Origin of the sequence: Pseudomonas sp. G5001, assembly GCF_013385475.1 — a bacterium.
Taxonomy (GTDB): domain Bacteria; phylum Pseudomonadota; class Gammaproteobacteria; order Pseudomonadales; family Pseudomonadaceae; genus Aquipseudomonas.
In genome coordinates, this window is the sequence record NZ_JACAPZ010000005.1 from 578211 (window position 1) to 596427 (window position 18217).

Below are 18217 nucleotides of genomic sequence, written 5' to 3' on the forward strand. Positions count from 1 at the left end.
AAGCCCGCTTCCACATAGGTCAGTGGTGTTCTTCAGGTGCCTGTCGGCGCGTCCGGCACTTTTGGCAACGCTGCGCCTTTGGGCCACAGCATCCAGATCTGGCCCTGCTGCTTCATGTTGCCCGCCAACTCGCCGGCGGCATCACCGGTTCCCCAGAACAGGTCGGCCCGCACTTCGCCGGTAATTGCACCGCCGGTGTCCTGCGCGGCCACCGGGCGGGCAATCGGTGTGCCGTCCGGTCGGGTAGTCGACAGCCATAACAGGCTGCCCAGTGGAATCACCTTGCGATCCACCGCAACGCTATACCCCGCAGTCAGCGGCACGTTCAGCGAGCCACGCGGGCCTTCGTTGCTGTCGGGGCGGGCACTGAAGAACACGTAGCTGGGGTTGCTTGCCAGCAATTCAGGAATACGCTGCGGATGCGCCTTGGCCCAGGCAGCGATGGCGCCCATGGTCACGTCTTCTTTTTTCAGCTCGCCCTGCTCCACCAGCCAGCGGCCGATGGGGCGGTACGGGTATCCGTTCTGGTCGCCGTAACCCACCCGCAATTGGCGGCCGTCGGCCAGTTGGATACGACCCGAACCCTGGATCTGCAGGAATTGCAGGTCCATCGGGTTGGTCAGCCAGGCGATGGGCTTGGCGGTGGAGCCTTGGTGGTTGATGGTGCTGGCGTCGTCATAGGGTTTGAGTACCCGGCCTTCCAGGCGACCGCGCAGGCGCTTGCCCTTGAGCTCCGGGTAGATGCTTTCCAGGTTGACGATGATCAGGTCATCCGGCACGCCGAACACCGGTACATGGGCGGTGGCGGTTTCGGTGAGGCTGCCGGGGTAAACCGGTTCGTAGTAGCCTGTGATCAGGCCGTTGGGGCTGTTGTCGGCCGAGCGCAGGCCGTAGACGTCGAGGTTGGCCTTGAGGAAGTCACGAATCGCCACTGCGGTCGACGGCACGGTGGCCGATGCCGCGCACGTCGCGCCCCATACCGGGTCAGCCTTGAGGCGTTGACAGGCACTGCGCCAGGATTCGAAGCCGGCTTGCAGGTCGCTGTCCGACACGGCCGGCAGGTTTTCCCAGGTGGCGCCGACGTAGGTTGCAATGGCGTGGGGCTTGGCTTTTTCGTCCTTGCCGGTGTCGCAACCGGCCAGCAGCGCGATCATTGGCAGGGCCCACACCAGGCGGCGCCAAGGCTTAAAACGGATATTCATACACAAAATTCCTGAAGCGATTGCTCGTATCGGCTGGCGTTCGAGCAACCCTTATTATTAATAGGGGTATTGGTCTTTGCGGGCGGGGCGAGGATACTGGCCGCCGTTTCCCGTGACCTTGAGCCATCATGACTTTTAAAAGACTGACCGTTGTATTGCTGGCCTGCCTGACACTGTCCGCCTGCGGCGGGGTTGATCCGAATTCGCCCCTTGGCCAGCGCAAGGCCATTTTCAAGCAGATGCTCAAGACCGGCGAAGACCTGGGCGGCATGTTGCGTGGGCGCATTCCATTCGACGGCGGCAAATTTGCCGAAGGCGCGGTCAAGCTTGATGCGTTGTCCCACGAACCGTGGAAACATTTCCCGAGCGTGCGTGAAGAAGACCACACCAGCGCCAAGGACGACGTGTGGCAGCAGCAGGCACGCTTCCAGGAAATGGCTCGAAACCTTGAAACGGCCACCGGTGAATTGGTGATCGCCAGCCAGGTCCAGCCCTACAAGGCCAGCAACCTCGGGCCGGCGGTGCAGAAAGTCGAAGATGCCTGCACCGCGTGCCATAAACAGTTCCGCGATCACTGAGGCCGTCTTACTTGTCCAGTTCGTCCAGGGCTTCCTGCAAGTCCTTGCGTGACTGGGCCAGCTTGTCCTTGCGCTTGTTGATCTTGTCGGAGTCACCCTTCTTCATGGCCTTGTCGAGGTCAGCCTGACGGCGGCTGACTTCGTGCTTGGCGTCGAGCACCTTGTTTTCCCGCTCCTTTTTCAAGGAGGCATCGGTGCAGTTGGCGGTGACTTCACTCAAGGCTTTTTCCAGGCCGGCTTGTTGCTCACTGTTGCCGTGGGCCTTGGCTTGTTCGATCTGGGTGCTGATGGACTCGCGCTTGGCGGCGCAGCCTGTGAGTGGCGCAGCTTCCTCGGCTGCCAGCAATGGCGCGGACATAAGGGTAGCGACGGTCAACAGGGCAAAAGGTGCAAGAAATTTCATAAAGGCTCCAAGGCAAACAAGGTCGCAATCAGGTGGGCAGGATGAATTCTGCCGGCACCGGTTAATGCCGTCGGGCAGAGGTCAAAAACCATCTATCCCGGCAGCCCGTAATGTTTCACTCAAGGCCAGCACCTGCGGGTCGCGAAAAAAGGCGCTCAGTTGCGCCGCGCGACCCGGGCCTATGCCGTCTTCGGCCAGCCAGGCTTGAGTGTCTCTGGCGGCCAGGGTTTGCCAGCCGCCTTGTAGATTGTTGCGGGCCGTGGGCGGTACTCCCAGGGCCATCAGCCATTGCGCGAACGGTCGCTGCCGGGCGCTGCGCAAGCTGTCGAGTAAACGCGCACTGCTGCGTTCGCCGAAGCCATCAATGTTAGCAAGCTCTGCCTCATCCAGGGTTAACCAATCGAGCAGGCCGTCGATCAGGCCGGCCTGGATCAAGGTGTTCCAGGTTTCGCGGCCGATGTGTGGCAGGGCCAGGCCCTGGGCGCCGCTCAGCCAGGTCAGGCGCGCGAGCAGCTGTTCTTCGCAACCCGGGGCCAGTTGCCAGCAACTCAAGGGGTGGAAGTCCCTGGCCTGCGGGACCTGCAACTCGGCCCGTGGCTGGCTGCGCAGGATGACGCGGTCAAGGCGGGGGATGACGTGCCCGGCGAGGCTGATGGAGACCTGGTCGCCAGTACGGATATCCAGTTCCCGCCAGCGTTTCAGGGAACCGACACTGACCCGGCTGATCTTCCGGTCATCGAGCAGTACCGGTTCCAACTCCAGGATGGAGGTGATGCGCCCGGTGCGGCCAATCTTGAAGTGCACCTTGCGCACATGGGCCAATGCCTTGGCCACCGGGTACTTCCAGGCAACCGCCCAGTAGGGCGCGCTGACCCGCCAGCGCTCGGCCGGGGCCCGCTGGCCTTGATGCAATACCACGCCGTCGCTGGCGAAGGGCAGCGGGTGGCTGTACCAATAGCTGCGCCAGTGCGCCGCTTCGGTCATGTCCTTGATCGGGTGGCTGTAGCGCCCGCTGTCGGTGAAGCCCCATTGCGCCAGTTGGCTCAGCCGCTCGGAAAAGTCATCAGGGCCCTGGGGCCAGGCCCAGACAAACAGACCGATATTGGCGGCCTCGGCGTCGCTCAACTGCCGGCGATTCATCAGCCCGGCCACTTTGCCGCGGGCGCCGAGGCCACCTTTGGCAGCTTGCACATGGTCATTCAGTCGCCAATAGAGTTCGCCCTGCAACAACAGGTCAACGGGCTCGGGCAGTTGCTGCACGATCCCCGGAATCCGGCGGGCGGAGGGTGACCAATCCTGGCCCAGCCGGCCATCGCCGCGACTGATGACCCGGCTCAACCGGCCCTTGCGGTAAACCAGCGTGACGGCGACGCCATCGACCTTGGGCTGGATCCACACGTCCTGGCGAGTCCCCAGCCAGGTTTGCACGGCGTTATCGTCCAGCAGTTTTTCCAGGCCGGTGTGGGGCGTCGGGTGGGCGGTCGTGCCCCGCGAGCTGCCCAGCGGGTCGTCCGTGACTGGGGCGGAGGGAGTGAAACACCTGCGCCATTGGGCAAGGCGCTGGCTGGCCTGGTCATACAGCTCATCGCTGATCAATGACTGGCCGAGCCGGTGGTAGCTGTCATCCCACAAGCGGATTTGTTGCGCCAGGGTGCTGATCTGGGCCCGGGCGTGATCGGCCTCCCAGTCGGGGCACCCCTGCGACCACGCAGTGAGCGGCGAGAAGCTGAGTAAAAGGAAAAACAGCCAGCGCATAAGTGACGTCATCATGAGCATCCTTGCTCTGAAAAGGGCGCCCAGCCTAAGCCATCCCCGCGGGCATAAAAAAGCCCCGCAACCGCGAGGCTTTTTACCCGATGTTTCTGCTCGCTTGAACAGAACGCCGGGGCTTTGTGTACACCGTAGGACGATTACAGGCCGGCGGCAGTACGCAGGTCGTTGGCACGGTCGGTCTTTTCCCAGGTGAACGTAGTGAACGTGTCGTTGCCGACAGTCTTCTGCTCAGGGGTACGACCGAAGTGGCCGTAGGCCGCAGTTTCCTGGTACATCGGGTGCAGCAGGTCGAGCATGGTGGTGATTGCGTACGGACGCAGGTCGAAGATCTCACGCACCAGCTTGACGATCTTGTCGTCGCTGATCTTGCCGGTACCGAAGGTGTTCAGCGAGATCGACGTAGGCTGGGCCACACCGATTGCGTAGGACACCTGAATCTCGCAACGCTCGGCCAGGCCGGCGGCCACGATGTTCTTGGCCACGTAACGACCGGCGTAGGCCGCCGAACGGTCAACCTTGGATGGATCCTTGCCGGAGAACGCGCCACCGCCGTGACGGGCCATGCCGCCGTAGCTGTCGACGATGATCTTGCGACCGGTCAGGCCGCAGTCGCCCACCGGGCCACCGATGATGAACTGGCCGGTCGGGTTGATGTGGAACTGGGTGTCCTTGGTCAGCAGTTCGGCAGGCAGCACGTGCTTGACGATCAGCTCCATGACGCCTTCGCGCAGGTCGGCGTAGGAAACGTCCGGGTTGTGCTGGGTCGACAGTACCACCGCGTCGATGGCGACGACTTTGCCGCCTTCATAACGGCAGGTCACCTGGGACTTGGCGTCCGGGCGCAGCCATGGCAATGCACCGGATTTACGGGCTTCGGCCTGGCGCTTCACCAACTGGTGGGAGAAGGTGATCGGTGCCGGCATCAGCACGTCGGTTTCGTTGCTGGCATAGCCGAACATCAGGCCCTGGTCGCCGGCGCCCTGATCTTCAGGCTTGGCACGGTCGACACCCTGGTTGATGTCAGGGGACTGCTTGCCGATGATGTTCATCACGCCGCAGGTCGCACCGTCGAAGCCGACGTCGGAGCTGTTGTAGCCGATGTCGATGATCACATCACGCACGATCTGCTCCAGGTCTACCCAGGCAGAGGTGGTGACTTCGCCGGCGATGATCGCCACGCCCGTTTTCACCAGAGTCTCGCACGCCACTCGGGCGAACTTGTCTTCAGCGATGATGGCGTCCAGCACCGCGTCAGAGATCTGGTCGGCGATTTTGTCCGGATGCCCTTCAGACACGGACTCGGAGGTGAAAAGGGAGTATTCGCTCATCTCGATGTTTTCCTGATATTTACCGATGGTGAGTGTCGCCAGCCGGCCGCTGAAAATGGCGGACCTGAATCTGGAAACCATTACGTAAACCTACATAGAGGCTTTCCCCGGGAACGAGTCCCGCAGCGGTGGCCCAACGGGCCAGATCGTCCTGTTCAAAACCCAGCCAGAGATCACCGCAGGCTTCCCTGGCCCAACTCTGGTTGTGGCTGCATAAATCCGTGACCAACAGGCTGCCGCCTGGTTGCAGCAAATTCGCCATCTGCCTGAGGGCGTCTGCCGGGGCGGCGAAATGGTGCAGGACCATGTTCAGCACCACGCAATCGGCCCGCAGGCTGGTGTCATTCAGGGCGTCCGCCAACTGCAGGTGGACATTGCCCAGCGCTTCGCGCTCACACAATTGGCGGGCCAGCTCCAGCATCGCCGGGCTGTTGTCCAGCGCCGTGACCTGATGAAAGCGCCGCGCCAGCTCCGGCAGGAAGCCGCCATCACCCGGGCCCACTTCAACCGCCGTAGCCTCATCACTGAAGCTCAGCTTGTCCAAAAGTGCCAGCACGCTTTCGCGGTATTGCGCCAAGCCGGCGATCAGATCCTGCTGGGCGCGAAACTTCTCGGCTACCCGTGAGAAAAAGTCCTGGCTGGCGGCAGCACGTTGCCCGTGCACCTGGCTGATGCGCGACTGCACGTCAGCCGGCAGCGCCAGGCTGTCTATTTCTTCGAGCAGCGCGGCGTGCAGCTTGCCGCCCAGTTGCTCGGTGTGGGGCAGGGCGCGACGGTAAAAAATCGCATTGCCCTCGCGGCGGGTCGCCACCAGGTCGGCCTGGGCCAGTACCTTCAAGTGGTGGCTCATGCCGGATTGGCCGATGGCGAAGATCTGCGCCAGCTCCAGTACCCCGAACGAATCGTTGGTCAGCGCGCGCAACACATTCAGGCGCAACGGATCGCCACCGGCCTTGCACAGGGCCGCCAGCTCGTCGCTGTCGTCGGGTCGAATGGAAGGTGCGCTCAGGTTCATAAGGCCAGCAGTCTAGTGACGGTGGGAAAACCCCGCAAGGGCAATATCAAAAAGTTTTGATATTGGTCGATAATCGGTGGTTATAAGCAGCCGCTATAACCCATGGACGAAGCGGGGGGCGGTTTCTCCAGTCAATCCGCAGGAAAAACACCCCCAAGTGACTATCTGTCATTGCCCCGAGGGCCGTGGCTGAGGGAAAATGCCGATCCTTTTTTCCGTTTCTTTTATTCAACCTCCAGGAGATCAGCGATGCCCAGCCGTCGTGAGCGTGCCAACGCCATTCGTGCCCTCAGCATGGATGCCGTGCAAAAAGCCAACAGCGGCCATCCCGGTGCCCCGATGGGCATGGCGGATATCGCCGAGGTACTTTGGCGTGACTACCTGAAACACAACCCGAGCAACCCGTCGTTCGCCGACCGTGACCGGTTCATCCTGTCCAACGGCCACGGCTCGATGCTGATCTACTCGTTGCTGCACCTGACCGGTTACGACGTCACCATCGACGACCTGAAAAACTTCCGCCAGATCCACAGCCGCACCCCGGGCCACCCGGAATACGGCTACACCCCTGGCGTTGAGACCACCACCGGTCCACTGGGCCAGGGCCTGGCCAACGCCGTGGGTTTTGCCCTGGCTGAAAAAGTGCTGGCTGCGCAGTTCAACCGCCCGAACCACAACATTGTCGACCACCACACCTACGTGTTCCTCGGTGATGGCTGCATGATGGAAGGCATTTCCCACGAAGTCGCCTCCCTGGCCGGTACCCTGGGCCTGGGCAAGCTGATCGCCTTCTACGATGACAACGGCATCTCCATCGACGGCGAAGTCGAAGGCTGGTTCACCGACGACACGCCTAAGCGTTTCGAAGCCTACAACTGGCAGGTGATCCGCAACGTCGACGGCCACGATCCTGAAGAGATCAAGACCGCCATCGACACCGCCCGCAAGAGCGAGCAGCCAACCCTGATCTGCTGCAAGACCACCATCGGTTTCGGTTCGCCGAACAAGCAAGGCAAGGAAGATTGCCACGGCGCCCCACTGGGTGACGCGGAAATCGCCCTGACCCGCGCTGCGCTGAAGTGGAACCACGGCCCGTTCGAAATCCCGGCTGACATCTACGCCGAGTGGAACGCCAAGGAAGCCGGCCTGGCGGTCGAAGCCGAGTGGGACCAGCGTTTCGCGGCCTACTCCGCCGAATTCCCTGAGTTGGCCAACGAACTGGTTCGCCGCCTGGCCGGTGACCTGCCTGCCGACTTCGCTGAAAAAGCCTCGGCCTACATTGCCGAAGTGGCGGCCAAGGGCGAAACCATCGCCAGCCGTAAAGCCAGCCAGAACACCCTGAACGCGTTCGGCCCGCTGCTGCCTGAGTTCCTCGGCGGTTCGGCTGACCTGGCCGGTTCCAACCTGACCCTGTGGAAAGGTTGCAAAGGTGTCTCGGCGGAAGACGCCAGCGGCAACTACATGTACTACGGCGTGCGCGAGTTCGGCATGAGCGCCATCATGAACGGCGTTGCCCTGCACGGCGGCCTGGTGCCTTACGGCGCGACCTTCCTGATGTTCATGGAATACGCGCGCAACGCCGTACGCATGGCGTCGTTGATGAAGAAGCGTGTGATCTTCGTCTACACCCACGACTCCATCGGCCTGGGCGAAGACGGCCCGACGCACCAGCCGGTCGAGCAATTGACCAGCTTGCGCACCACGCCGAACCTGGACACCTGGCGCCCATCGGACGCGGTCGAATCGGCTGTGGCCTGGAAGCACGCAATCGAGCGCAAGGACGGTCCTTCGGCGCTGATCTTCTCCCGTCAGAACCTGCAGCACCAAACCCGCGACGCGGCGCAGATCGAAGGCATCAGCCGTGGTGGCTACGTGCTGAAAGACTGCATCGGCGAGCCGGAGCTGATCCTGATCTCCACCGGTTCCGAAGTGGGCCTGGCGGTTCAGGCGTACGACAAGCTGACTGCCGCCGGTCGCAACGTGCGTGTGGTTTCCATGCCGTGCACCAGCGTCTTCGAAGCCCAGGACGCCGACTACAAGCAATCGGTGTTGCCGTTGCAGGTCAGCGCACGTATCGCCATCGAAGCGGCTCACGCCGACTACTGGTACAAGTACGTGGGCCTGGAAGGTCGCGTGATCGGCATGACCACCTACGGTGAGTCGGCGCCGGCGCCAGCGTTGTTCGAAGAGTTCGGTTTCACCCTGGAAAACATCCTGGGTCAGGCTGAAGAGCTGCTGGAAGACTAAAGCGCGTCCCCTTGTAGGAGCGAGCTTGTTGTGGCGAGGGAGCTTGCTCCCGCTGGGCTGCGAAGCGGCCCCAAGCCGTGCGATCGAGATGTGTCAGATACACCTCGTCAGCCGGTCTGGGAGTGCTTCGCACTCCAGCGGGAGCAAGCTCCCTCGCCACACAAGCGAGTTCCTGCAAAGGTTTGTGTCGCCCACAATGCGAGAACCCCATGCCTCAACCGCGTCCCTACAAAGTTGCACTCAACGGCTACGGCCGGATTGGTCGTTGCGTCTTGCGTGCTCTGTTCGAGCGAGGGCCGGCGGCCGGGTTTGAAATTGTCGCGATCAACGATCTGGCGGACATGGCCAGCATCGAATACCTGACACGCTTTGACTCCACCCACGGCCGGTTCCCCGGCGAAGTGCGGGTCGAGGACGATTGTCTGCATATTAACGGCAACTGCGTGAAGGTCCTGCGCAGTGCCACCCCTGAGGGCATCGACTGGGCGGCGCTGGACGTCGACCTGGTGCTGGAATGCTCCGGTGCCTATCACACCCGTGCCGACGGCCAGCGGTTTCTCGACGCCGGCGCACCACGGGTCCTGTTCTCCCAGCCGATGGCCAGCGAGGCGGATGTCGACGCCACCATCGTCTACGGCGTGAACCAGGATTGCCTGACCGGTGCCGAATTGCTGGTGTCCAACGCCTCCTGCACCACCAACTGCGGCGTGCCGCTGTTGCGCCTGCTGGACCAGGCGATTGGCCTGGAATACGTGTCGATCACCACCATTCACTCGGCAATGAACGATCAGCCGGTGATTGACGCTTACCACCATGAAGACCTGCGCCGTACGCGTTCGGCGTTTCAGTCGGTGATTCCGGTGTCCACCGGCCTGGCGCGCGGTATCGAGCGACTGTTGCCGGAACTTGCCGGGCGAATCCAGGCCAAAGCCGTACGGGTACCGACGGTGAATGTGTCTTGCCTGGACATCACCATGCAAACCGTCAGCGACACCGACGCCGGCGAAGTCAACCGGATCCTGCGCGACGCCGCCACCAGCGGCCCGCTCAAAGGCCTGTTGGCCTACACCGAGTTGCCGCACGCCAGCTGTGATTTCAACCACGACCCGCATTCGGCCATTGTCGATGCCAGCCAGACCCGCGTTTCCGGCCCACGGCTGGTGAACATCCTGGCGTGGTTCGACAACGAATGGGGTTTTGCCAACCGAATGCTGGACGTTGCAGAACACTATCTGCAAACAGCCTCTCCACAACTTTAGCTCTCAGGAATTGCCCCCCATGACCGTGTTGAAGATGACCGACCTCGATCTGCAAGGTAAGCGCGTACTGATCCGCGAAGACCTCAACGTCCCAGTCAAGGACGGTGTTGTCACCAGCGATGCGCGAATCCTGGCCTCGCTGCCGACCATCAAGCTGGCCCTGGAAAAAGGCGCGGCCGTGATGGTCTGCTCCCACTTGGGTCGTCCGACCGAAGGTGAATTCTCGGCAGAAAACAGCCTCAAGCCTGTAGCTGAATATTTGAGCAAGGCCCTGGGCCGCGACGTGCCGCTGGTTGCCGACTACCTGAACGGTGTGGACGTGAAGGCTGGCGACATCGTGCTGTTCGAAAACGTGCGCTTCAACAAGGGCGAGAAAAAGAACAGCGACGAACTGGCCCAGCAATACGCTGCCCTGTGCGACGTGTTCGTGATGGACGCCTTCGGCACCGCGCACCGTGCCGAGGGTTCGACCCACGGCGTGGCCAAGTTTGCCAAAGTTGCCGCAGCTGGCCCGTTGCTGGCGGCTGAACTGGACGCACTGGGCAAGGCCCTCGGCGCTCCGGCCCAACCGATGGCCGCCATCGTTGCCGGCTCCAAGGTGTCCACCAAGCTCGACGTGCTGAACAGCCTGAGCCAGATCTGCAACCAGCTGATCGTCGGCGGCGGCATTGCCAACACCTTCCTGGCCGCTGCCGGTCACCCGGTGGGCAAATCGCTGTACGAGCCGGACCTGCTGGACACTGCCCGCGCCATTGCCGCCAAGGTCAGCGTGCCGCTGCCGGTAGACGTGGTGGTGGCCAAGGAATTCGCTGAAAGCGCCGAAGCCACCGTCAAGCTGATCGCTGACGTTGCCGCTGACGACATGATCCTGGACATCGGCCCGCAAACGGCAGCCAACTTCGCTGAACTGCTGAAGTCGTCCAAGACCATCCTGTGGAACGGCCCGGTCGGCGTGTTCGAGTTCGACCAGTTCGGCAACGGCACCAAAGTGCTGGCCCACGCCATCGCTGAAAGCTCGGCATTTTCCATCGCCGGCGGTGGCGACACCCTGGCGGCCATCGATAAATATGGCGTTGCTGACCAGATCTCCTACATTTCTACGGGGGGTGGTGCGTTCCTCGAATTCGTTGAAGGCAAGGTACTGCCGGCTGTCGACGTGCTGGAAAGCCGGGCCAAGGGATAAGGCACTTGCTGAGGAAAAGGAGCATTCCGATGATCAGGTCGTTGGCACTGGTGATTGCAGCGGGCCTGCTGGCCGGCTGCGGCAGCACGCCGAAAGCGGCGCCCGAGTCTGAAAAGGCCGGGGCGGCTCGGCAAAAGAGTTGCTATCAGGCTGACTGGCAAGCCGAAACCATGCCGGTGATCAACAAGCGCATCGGGCCGGACGGGTTGGAGAAATACGACTCTGCGCCCAACGGTCAGGAACAGGGTTGCCCTTGACGGGTCTGATTCACTAACCGACAGCCGCGGTGGCCGCAGGTCGCCGCTTGAGGATTGGCAATGAAAGGCGTTTTCGCCCTGGCGGCACTGGCGTTATTGGCCGGATGCACCAACCTGAACATGTTCGACAAGAAGGCAGAGCCGGCAGACAAGTGGACCACCTGGACGTGTGACAGCCAGGCGCAAGTCAACTGGCGGTTTGCCGACCAGGCCCGCACCCAGGTGGATGTGCGCCTCGGCGGCTCGGACCAGGTGTATCGCCTCAAGCAGGATGTGGCGGCCTCGGGCGTGCTGTACAGCGACGGCCAGTTGGCGTTTCACACAAAAGGTGAGGAAGGCCTGGTTTACTGGGTTGCCACCGATGATTTGATCGGGCGTGGCTGTAAAGCGCAATAACACGCCGCGATCACCCGTAGGAGCCGGCTTGCCGGCGATAGCGTCAGCCGCCATCGCCGGCAAGCCGGGTCCTACAGACAGGTTTAACGATTAAGCAGGGCAGGCTTTGAAAGCCTGACCTTCAATAACTTGAATAGCAGCCGCCGCTACGGCAGGCTTGCACGATTAACGACCCTCGACCGGGAGAGAGACTCACAATGGCACTTATCAGCATGCGCCAGATGTTGGACCACGCAGCCGAATTCGGCTATGGCGTTCCAGCCTTCAACGTCAACAACCTTGAGCAGATGCGCGCCATCATGGAAGCCGCTGACAAGACTGACTCTCCAGTGATCGTCCAGGCTTCGGCCGGCGCGCGCAAATACGCCGGTGCCCCGTTCCTGCGTCACCTGATCCTCGCCGCGATCGAAGAATTCCCGCACATCCCGGTGTGCATGCACCAGGACCACGGCACCAGCCCTGACGTGTGCCAGCGCTCCATCCAGCTGGGCTTCAGCTCGGTAATGATGGACGGTTCCCTGGGCGAAGACGGCAAGACCCCGACCGACTACGAATACAACGTACGCGTCACCCAACAAACCGTGGCCATGGCTCACGCCTGTGGCGTTTCGGTTGAAGGCGAGCTGGGCTGCCTGGGTTCCCTGGAAACCGGCATGGCCGGTGAAGAAGACGGTATCGGCGCCGAAGGCGTACTGGATCACAGCCAAATGCTGACCGATCCGGAAGAAGCCGCCGACTTCGTGAAAAAGACCCAGGTTGACGCCCTGGCCATCGCCATCGGCACCAGCCACGGCGCCTACAAATTCACCAAGCCACCTACCGGCGACGTGTTGGCCATCGACCGCATCAAGGAAATCCACAAGCGCATCCCGAACACCCACCTGGTGATGCACGGTTCTTCCTCGGTACCGCAAGAGTGGCTGGCGATCATCAACCAGTACGGCGGCGACATCAAAGAAACCTACGGCGTGCCGGTTGAAGAAATCGTCGAAGGCATCAAGTACGGCGTGCGCAAGGTCAACATCGACACCGACCTGCGCCTGGCCTCCACCGGTGCAATGCGTCGCCTGATGGCCACCAACCCGAGCGAATTTGACCCACGTAAATTCTTCGGCGCTACCGTGACTGCCATGCGTGATGTATGTATCGCACGTTACGAAGCCTTCGGTACTGCGGGCAACGCTTCGAAGATCAAGCCGATCTCCCTGGAAGCGATGTACCAGCGTTACCTGAAAGGTGAGTTGAACGCCAAGGTCAACTAAGTCTTACGCGTTAATGAAAAGCCCGCAGCGATGCGGGCTTTTTTGTGGCTGAAATTTGATCAGGCGGCTGCGGGGGTGTCGAAGCCGCGGTATTCGATGACGCGGAATACGTCGCTTACGTCCTGCACCAGGATGCGGGCGGTGTTGGCTACGTGGTTCAGGTCACGCTCCGCAAAATCGGGCAGGCTGGAGCAGGCCATCAGGTTGAGGTGTTCGAGGGCGGCGTTGAGGCGTTCACGCAGGCAGGCGTGCAGGTCCGTGAGTGGTGCATCGCTGTCGATCAATAGCACGGGGTATTCGGTGGCTGTTTCGGTGCAAGGGGTGAAACGGCGGGGTGGGAGTTGTGGCTTCATGGCAAATCCTTAACTCAAAAGAAAATTGGCCACCGTTTGCTGCGAAACAAATAGGGTGGCAGCTGTACGCGGGTTCGCAGACCGAGGAGTTAAGACCCGGCAGACCCGAAGGTCTCCCACGTACAACCGCCATAAAAAGCCGAGCATTGGCAGGACTGCCTATGTCGTATTTTGACGGGTACGGTATTAACTCTGTAGGGCTGCGAAACCCTATCGCCGTTCAATGCCGGCGACGGGGCGAACTATAAGCGGCGCTCCGATTCACCGCAACGGCCCTGTAGGGCACAGGACCCATGTGGGAGCCGGGCTTGCCCGCGATGGCGGTGTGCCAGTCGAAGAATAAGTTGGCTGATACACCGCCATCGCGGGCAAGTCGAATCGTCGCACCGCCAGCTCCCACAGGGATACGTGTTGTTTAAGTGATTGTGTTAATCACCGAATGATCCTTGGGTCCATAGGACAGTGCCTACGAGATGTGAGGAGACTTAGTTCTCCACCAGCACCTTCGGATTCGAGTTACCCCACACCGTATACAGATCCGCCAGCAACGCACCGTTGATGTCTTCAACCTCCGCCTGGCTGGTCTCCACCGCGCCCTGCTTGCCGAACAACACCACCTCATCGCCGCTCTTCACGGTCGGCACGTCGGTGACATCGACCATCAGGGTGTTCATCGACACCTTGCCCACCACCGGCACTCGGTGCCCGTTGATCAGCACGATGCCTTTGTTGGTAAACGCCCGGCGATAGCCGTCGGAATAACCTACGGTGATGTTCGCCAGTTTCGAATCCCGCGCCAGGGTGTAGGTGCGGTCGTAGCCTACGGTGTTGCCTTTCGGGTAGCTGTTGACCGACGCCACGTGGGATTTGAACTGCATCACGCGCTTGTATTCGGTGAACGACGGCACGGTATCGCCAAACAGCAGGCCGCCCGGACGAACCATGTCCAGCCGCGACTCGGGTACTTCCAGGGTGGCGAAGGAGTTGGCGGCGTGCAGGGTGATTTTGCTGCGGTCGAGCTGGGCGACGCTGATCAGCCAGTTGGCTTGTTCGTTGAACGCCTTGAGCCCGGTGCGCACGTCGGCGGCATCTTCAACGGCGAAGTGGGTCATGATCGCCGTCACCTGCAGGTTTGGCACCTTGGTAATGGCTACGGCGTCGCGGCGGCCCTGGGCGGTGGTCATTTCCACACCGTTGCGGCTCATGCCGCTGGAGTTCAGGCCCAGGTGCACGACCAGTGGGCGGCCGTGGTTTTCGGCGATCAGGCTGGCGCGCACGGCGAAGTCCAGATTGCCCACCAGCTCTTCGACGTTATACGGCAACGCAGCTTCCAGCTCGCTCAGGGCGGCGGTGCGTACGCGGATCAGTTGGCCCTTGAAGCCGCTTTCACGGACCACGCGGGCTTCTTCGTTGCTGGCGATGCCGACGCAGGGCACGCCCAGTTTGATCACCGAGGGCATCAGTAAACCGATGCCGTGACCGTAGGCATCCGCCTTGAGCACGGCGCAGATTTTCGACTTGTCAGCGAGGCTGGCTTGCAGGGTGCGGATATTGTTTTCGAAGGCGACCTTGTTGATTTCGACCCAGGCGTTGCTGTCCTGGATATTGACTTGGGCCACCCCGTCGGCCATCGAGAGGGGCGGGGCGGCGAAGGCCGGGTTTTGCAGCAGTGCCATGCCCATAGAGAGGGCGAGCAGGGTGCGGGAAAAGGGCATTGGGCAGTCTCCATGACTTTCTTGTAGGGGGTAGTGCGCGTGCGCGGCGCCATACTCGGATTGTCCTACAAGAAAGTCGAGACCCTGGGTCGCGGTTCTGTCCTAAAGCGTCGTGGGACCGGTCGCTGAAGCGAATCAGCTTCAGTCGTGATCAATGTCCAGCTTGGCAAACGTCACGCGGGCGCCTTCCTTGCTGTTGCCGCTGTTGTCCTGCACGTAGGCGCCGGCCTTGAAGTACAGCGGCTGTTTGCCCCACGCAGCACCGATGCGTTCGTTCCACTGCCCGTTGGCGGCGTCGACGCTCAGCAGGCCGGCCTTGTTCAGGTGGATGACGTAGGTGAAGTCGCGGTCCAGCGGTACGTTCTCGGCGACGATGATCACCCGGCCTTCCGACTCGTCAGGGCGCATGCGCACCTTGGCGACGATGTTGCCGGTCTGGGTTTTTTCCTTGTATTGGTATTCGACCTTGATCAGTGGCTTCTGGCTTTCGTAGGCGTGGATTTGACCGATCACCACCTTGCCGGAGGACGGCACCTTGTTGACCGCCAACGTGGCACGCAGGAAATTGTCGGCGTCGCTGTACAGCCAGTTGCGCAGGCGGCCGTCGGCGTAGGTTTCCCGCAGTTCGCTGCGAGGGTAAACGGCGTTCTCGGTACGCGTGCCGGTCACCGGGGTCCAGAATTGCACGCTGCTGCCTTCGGCCTGGAAGTATTGGTCCTTGAACCCGCTGAGCAGTTTCGGCGTGTCGATGGTCGAGGGCGGGGAGCCGACGGGGATGCTCAGGTTCCAGGTGGACAGATCAATCATTGAATACGCCTTTAACGGGGAGAGAAGGCCTTGGCTCGGGAGCCGGCACTTTCTTTATAGGTGGCTCGAAATGGATTGTTAATGGCTTTGTGGCGGATTGTTGGCGCCAATGAAATGTCAAAAAGCCATGTTTCCCGTAAACCGCGGGCTGTAGACACTGACCGTTAGTCGGTTGTCTGGGCTTTGGCGCAATGATGGCACCGTCGTGGCTTCTGCTTTATGGGATCCAGGGCTAGAGTGAGCCCTTATTGTTTATCCGGTTTTGTCGCAAAAATGACCGGAATGACTCCGACGAAAGAGAAGCAGCAATGGAATGCGCTCCAATCAAGCCTCGCGATGGTTGTTCAGTGCTTTTGGTGGTCGATGACTATCCCGAAAACCTGATCAGCATGCGTGCGCTATTGCAGCGTGAAGATTGGCATGTGGTGACGGCGGCCTCCGGGGTGGAAGCCCTGGGATTGCTGCTCGAACACGACGTCGACCTGGTGTTGCTGGATGTGATGATGCCCGGCATGGACGGGTTCGAGGTGGCCCGGCTGATGCGCGGCAGCCAGCGCACGCAACTGACCCCGATCATCTTTCTCAGCGCTCACGCCCAATCGCCGGCGGCGATGCTGGAAGGCTATGCCAGCGGCGCGATCGACTACCTGCTGAAACCCTTCGACCCGAATATCCTCAAGCCCAAGGTCCAGGCCCTGCTGGAGCACCAGCGCAACCGCCGTGCCTTGCAGCGCCTGAGTCACGATCTGGAGTCGGCCCGGGCCTTCAATGCCTCGGTGCTCGACAATGCCGCCGAAGGCATCCTGGTGGTGGGCGAAGACGGCGTGATCAGCTACGCCAACCCGGCGATTTCGCGGCTGATCAATGCGCCGGTCGCTGAGATCCAGGGTGCCGAGTTCCTGGGCTTCCTACAGAAGCCCCATGTGCCTGGGTGGTCCGATTCTGCATTGTATGAAGGCTACAAACGTGGTGAAACCTGGCGCCTGCACGACGCCATCTTGCGCACCGCACCCGGCCAGCAGTTGCCCGTGGCGATGTCGTGCGCCCCGCTACCGGCCGAGCAGAAAGCCATGGTGGTCACGGTGCTGGACATGTCCGAGGTGCGCCATCTGCATCAGCAACTGGAGTTCCAGGCCGTCACCGACCCGCTGACGGGCCTGCTCAATCGGCGTGGGTTTCACCAGTCGGTGGAGAATGTGCTGTTGCGCAGTGAGCGTAACGAGCAGTCGCTGGTACTGCTGTACCTGGACCTGGACGGGTTCAAGCGGGTCAACGATTCCCTCGGCCACGACGCCGGAGACCGCGTGCTGCGCTGGGTCTCGGAGCAGTTGAAGGCGTGCCTGCGCTCCTACGACATTCTTGGCCGCATGGGCGGGGATGAATTCACCGCGCTGCTGGAGCTGGAATTTCCGGAGCAGGCGGCCAAGATTGCGGAAAAACTGATCGAACGGGTGTCGATCTGTCAGCAGGTCGACGGTCTGGATGTGATGCTGGGCGTCAGTATCGGCATCGCCACTTTCCCGGACTGCGGCTCGGACCTCAACGGCCTGCTGCGCGCGGCCGACGTCGCGATGTACGAGGCCAAGCGCGCCGGGCGTCAGCAATATCGCTACTACGACCAGGAAATGAACGGCCGGGCCCGCTCGCGCCTGATGCTCGAAGACAGCGTACGCAGCGCCATCGACAGCAAGGATTTCACCCTGGTGTACCAGCCGCAGGTGTCGTTGCACGACGGCCATCTGCGGGGCGTCGAAGCGCTGCTGCGCTGGCAGCACCCGAGTGTCGGCGATGTGCCGCCGGGGCTGTTTCTGCCGTTGCTCGAAGAGGCGCGGCTGATCAGCCAGTTGAGCACCTGGATCTACCAGCAGGTGGCCGCCCAGCGGCAGGCATGGGCAGGGGTGTTCAACGATGAGTTGGTCCTGAGCGTGAGCTTGAGCAGCAGCCAGTTCAATATGCCGAACCTGGCCAGCCAGCTGCAGCAGGTGCTGGAGCGACATGGGTTGCAAGGCCGGCAGCTTGAGGTGGAGATCAGTGAAGAAAGCCTGATGCACAATCTGGATGAGTCCACCAAGCAGCTCAAGCTGTTGCGCCGGGCCGGCGTGCGGATTGCCCTGGATGATTTCGGCGCGGGCAACTGCTCCCTGGCCCACCTGCGGGACCTGGAATTCGACACCCTCAAGCTCGACCCGAAGCTGATCGCCCGCCTGCCGGGTTCATCCCGGGACGCGGCGATGGCGCGCAGCATTATCGAATTGTGCCGGCATTTTGATCTGCTGGTGATTGCCGAAGGCGTCGAGACCCAGGAGCAAGTTGAGTGGCTCAAGGCCAACGGCTGCCAGTTCATCCAGGGCCCGCAGGTGGCGCCGCCGTTGATCGCGGATGAAATTGCCGACTGGCGCCTGCGCGCAGCGGCCCGCTGAATTCGCTACACTGGCGCCC

General features: G+C 61.7%; 16 protein-coding genes. 8 read left to right on the plus strand and 8 right to left on the minus strand.

The window, feature by feature from the left end; genetic code table 11:
- Positions 1-32: 32 nt before the first annotated feature.
- Positions 33-1202: a murein transglycosylase A gene (locus HX805_RS04085; RefSeq protein WP_177080638.1), complete on the minus strand. Its 1170-nt coding sequence runs from the start codon at positions 1200-1202 to the stop codon at positions 33-35.
- Between the two features lie 128 nt (positions 1203-1330).
- Between HX805_RS04085 and HX805_RS04090 the strand changes: the two genes are divergently transcribed.
- Positions 1331-1780 (plus strand): cytochrome c, encoded by a 450-nt coding sequence (locus HX805_RS04090; RefSeq protein ID WP_008434083.1) that lies wholly within the window; start codon positions 1331-1333, stop codon positions 1778-1780.
- Between the two features lie 7 nt (positions 1781-1787).
- Here the strand turns inward: HX805_RS04090 and HX805_RS04095 are convergent, their stop codons facing one another.
- From HX805_RS04095 to HX805_RS04110, 4 genes are all read right to left on the minus strand, one after another.
- On the minus strand, positions 1788-2183 hold the full coding sequence (locus tag HX805_RS04095) for a DUF1090 domain-containing protein (protein ID WP_008434082.1): 396 nt from the start codon (positions 2181-2183) through the stop codon (positions 1788-1790).
- An 81-nt stretch (positions 2184-2264) separates the two neighbouring features.
- Positions 2265-3950 (minus strand): NAD-dependent DNA ligase LigB, encoded by a 1686-nt coding sequence (ligB, locus tag HX805_RS04100; RefSeq protein WP_256344560.1) that lies wholly within the window; start codon positions 3948-3950, stop codon positions 2265-2267.
- 143 nt (positions 3951-4093) lie between these two features.
- Entirely contained in the window at positions 4094-5284 is a 1191-nt protein-coding gene (gene metK, locus HX805_RS04105; RefSeq protein WP_003216863.1) for a methionine adenosyltransferase, read from the minus strand.
- A 19-nt stretch (positions 5285-5303) separates the two neighbouring features.
- Entirely contained in the window at positions 5304-6299 is a 996-nt protein-coding gene (locus tag HX805_RS04110) for a metalloregulator ArsR/SmtB family transcription factor (RefSeq protein ID WP_003216864.1), read from the minus strand.
- A 249-nt stretch (positions 6300-6548) separates the two neighbouring features.
- Between HX805_RS04110 and tkt the strand changes: the two genes are divergently transcribed.
- From tkt to fba, 6 genes are all read left to right on the plus strand, one after another.
- Positions 6549-8546 carry a transketolase gene (tkt, locus tag HX805_RS04115; protein ID WP_102370080.1) on the plus strand — a complete coding sequence of 666 codons (1998 nt, stop codon included), beginning with the start codon at positions 6549-6551 and terminating at the stop codon, positions 8544-8546.
- Positions 8547-8755: 209 nt separating this feature from the next.
- Positions 8756-9805: an erythrose-4-phosphate dehydrogenase gene (epd, locus tag HX805_RS04120; protein WP_008434077.1), complete on the plus strand. Its 1050-nt coding sequence runs from the start codon at positions 8756-8758 to the stop codon at positions 9803-9805.
- A 19-nt stretch (positions 9806-9824) separates the two neighbouring features.
- Positions 9825-10988: a phosphoglycerate kinase gene (locus tag HX805_RS04125; RefSeq protein WP_177080639.1), complete on the plus strand. Its 1164-nt coding sequence runs from the start codon at positions 9825-9827 to the stop codon at positions 10986-10988.
- Between the two features lie 29 nt (positions 10989-11017).
- A complete protein-coding gene (locus HX805_RS04130; RefSeq protein WP_008434073.1) occupies positions 11018-11245 on the plus strand; it encodes a hypothetical protein in 228 nt (75 codons plus the stop codon).
- Between the two features lie 60 nt (positions 11246-11305).
- A complete protein-coding gene (locus HX805_RS04135) occupies positions 11306-11641 on the plus strand; it encodes an MliC family protein (protein ID WP_003216869.1) in 336 nt (111 codons plus the stop codon).
- Between the two features lie 197 nt (positions 11642-11838).
- A complete protein-coding gene (gene fba / locus HX805_RS04140; RefSeq protein ID WP_003177554.1) occupies positions 11839-12903 on the plus strand; it encodes a class II fructose-bisphosphate aldolase in 1065 nt (354 codons plus the stop codon).
- A 59-nt stretch (positions 12904-12962) separates the two neighbouring features.
- On the opposite strand, the gene HX805_RS04145 is transcribed toward fba, so the two are convergent.
- The 3 genes from HX805_RS04145 to HX805_RS04155 form a co-directional block, all read right to left on the minus strand.
- Complete coding sequence (locus HX805_RS04145) at positions 12963-13256, minus strand: hypothetical protein (RefSeq protein ID WP_008434070.1); 294 nt, start codon at positions 13254-13256, stop codon at positions 12963-12965.
- A gap of 485 nt (positions 13257-13741) precedes the next feature.
- Entirely contained in the window at positions 13742-14971 is a 1230-nt protein-coding gene (alr, locus tag HX805_RS04150) for an alanine racemase (RefSeq protein WP_134327449.1), read from the minus strand.
- Positions 14972-15112: 141 nt separating this feature from the next.
- A complete protein-coding gene (locus HX805_RS04155) occupies positions 15113-15778 on the minus strand; it encodes a polysaccharide lyase family 7 protein (protein WP_003216876.1) in 666 nt (221 codons plus the stop codon).
- 308 nt (positions 15779-16086) lie between these two features.
- On the opposite strand from HX805_RS04155, the gene HX805_RS04160 reads away from it, so the two are divergent.
- Entirely contained in the window at positions 16087-18198 is a 2112-nt protein-coding gene (locus tag HX805_RS04160) for a bifunctional diguanylate cyclase/phosphodiesterase (protein ID WP_102605036.1), read from the plus strand.
- Positions 18199-18217: the final 19 nt, after the last annotated feature.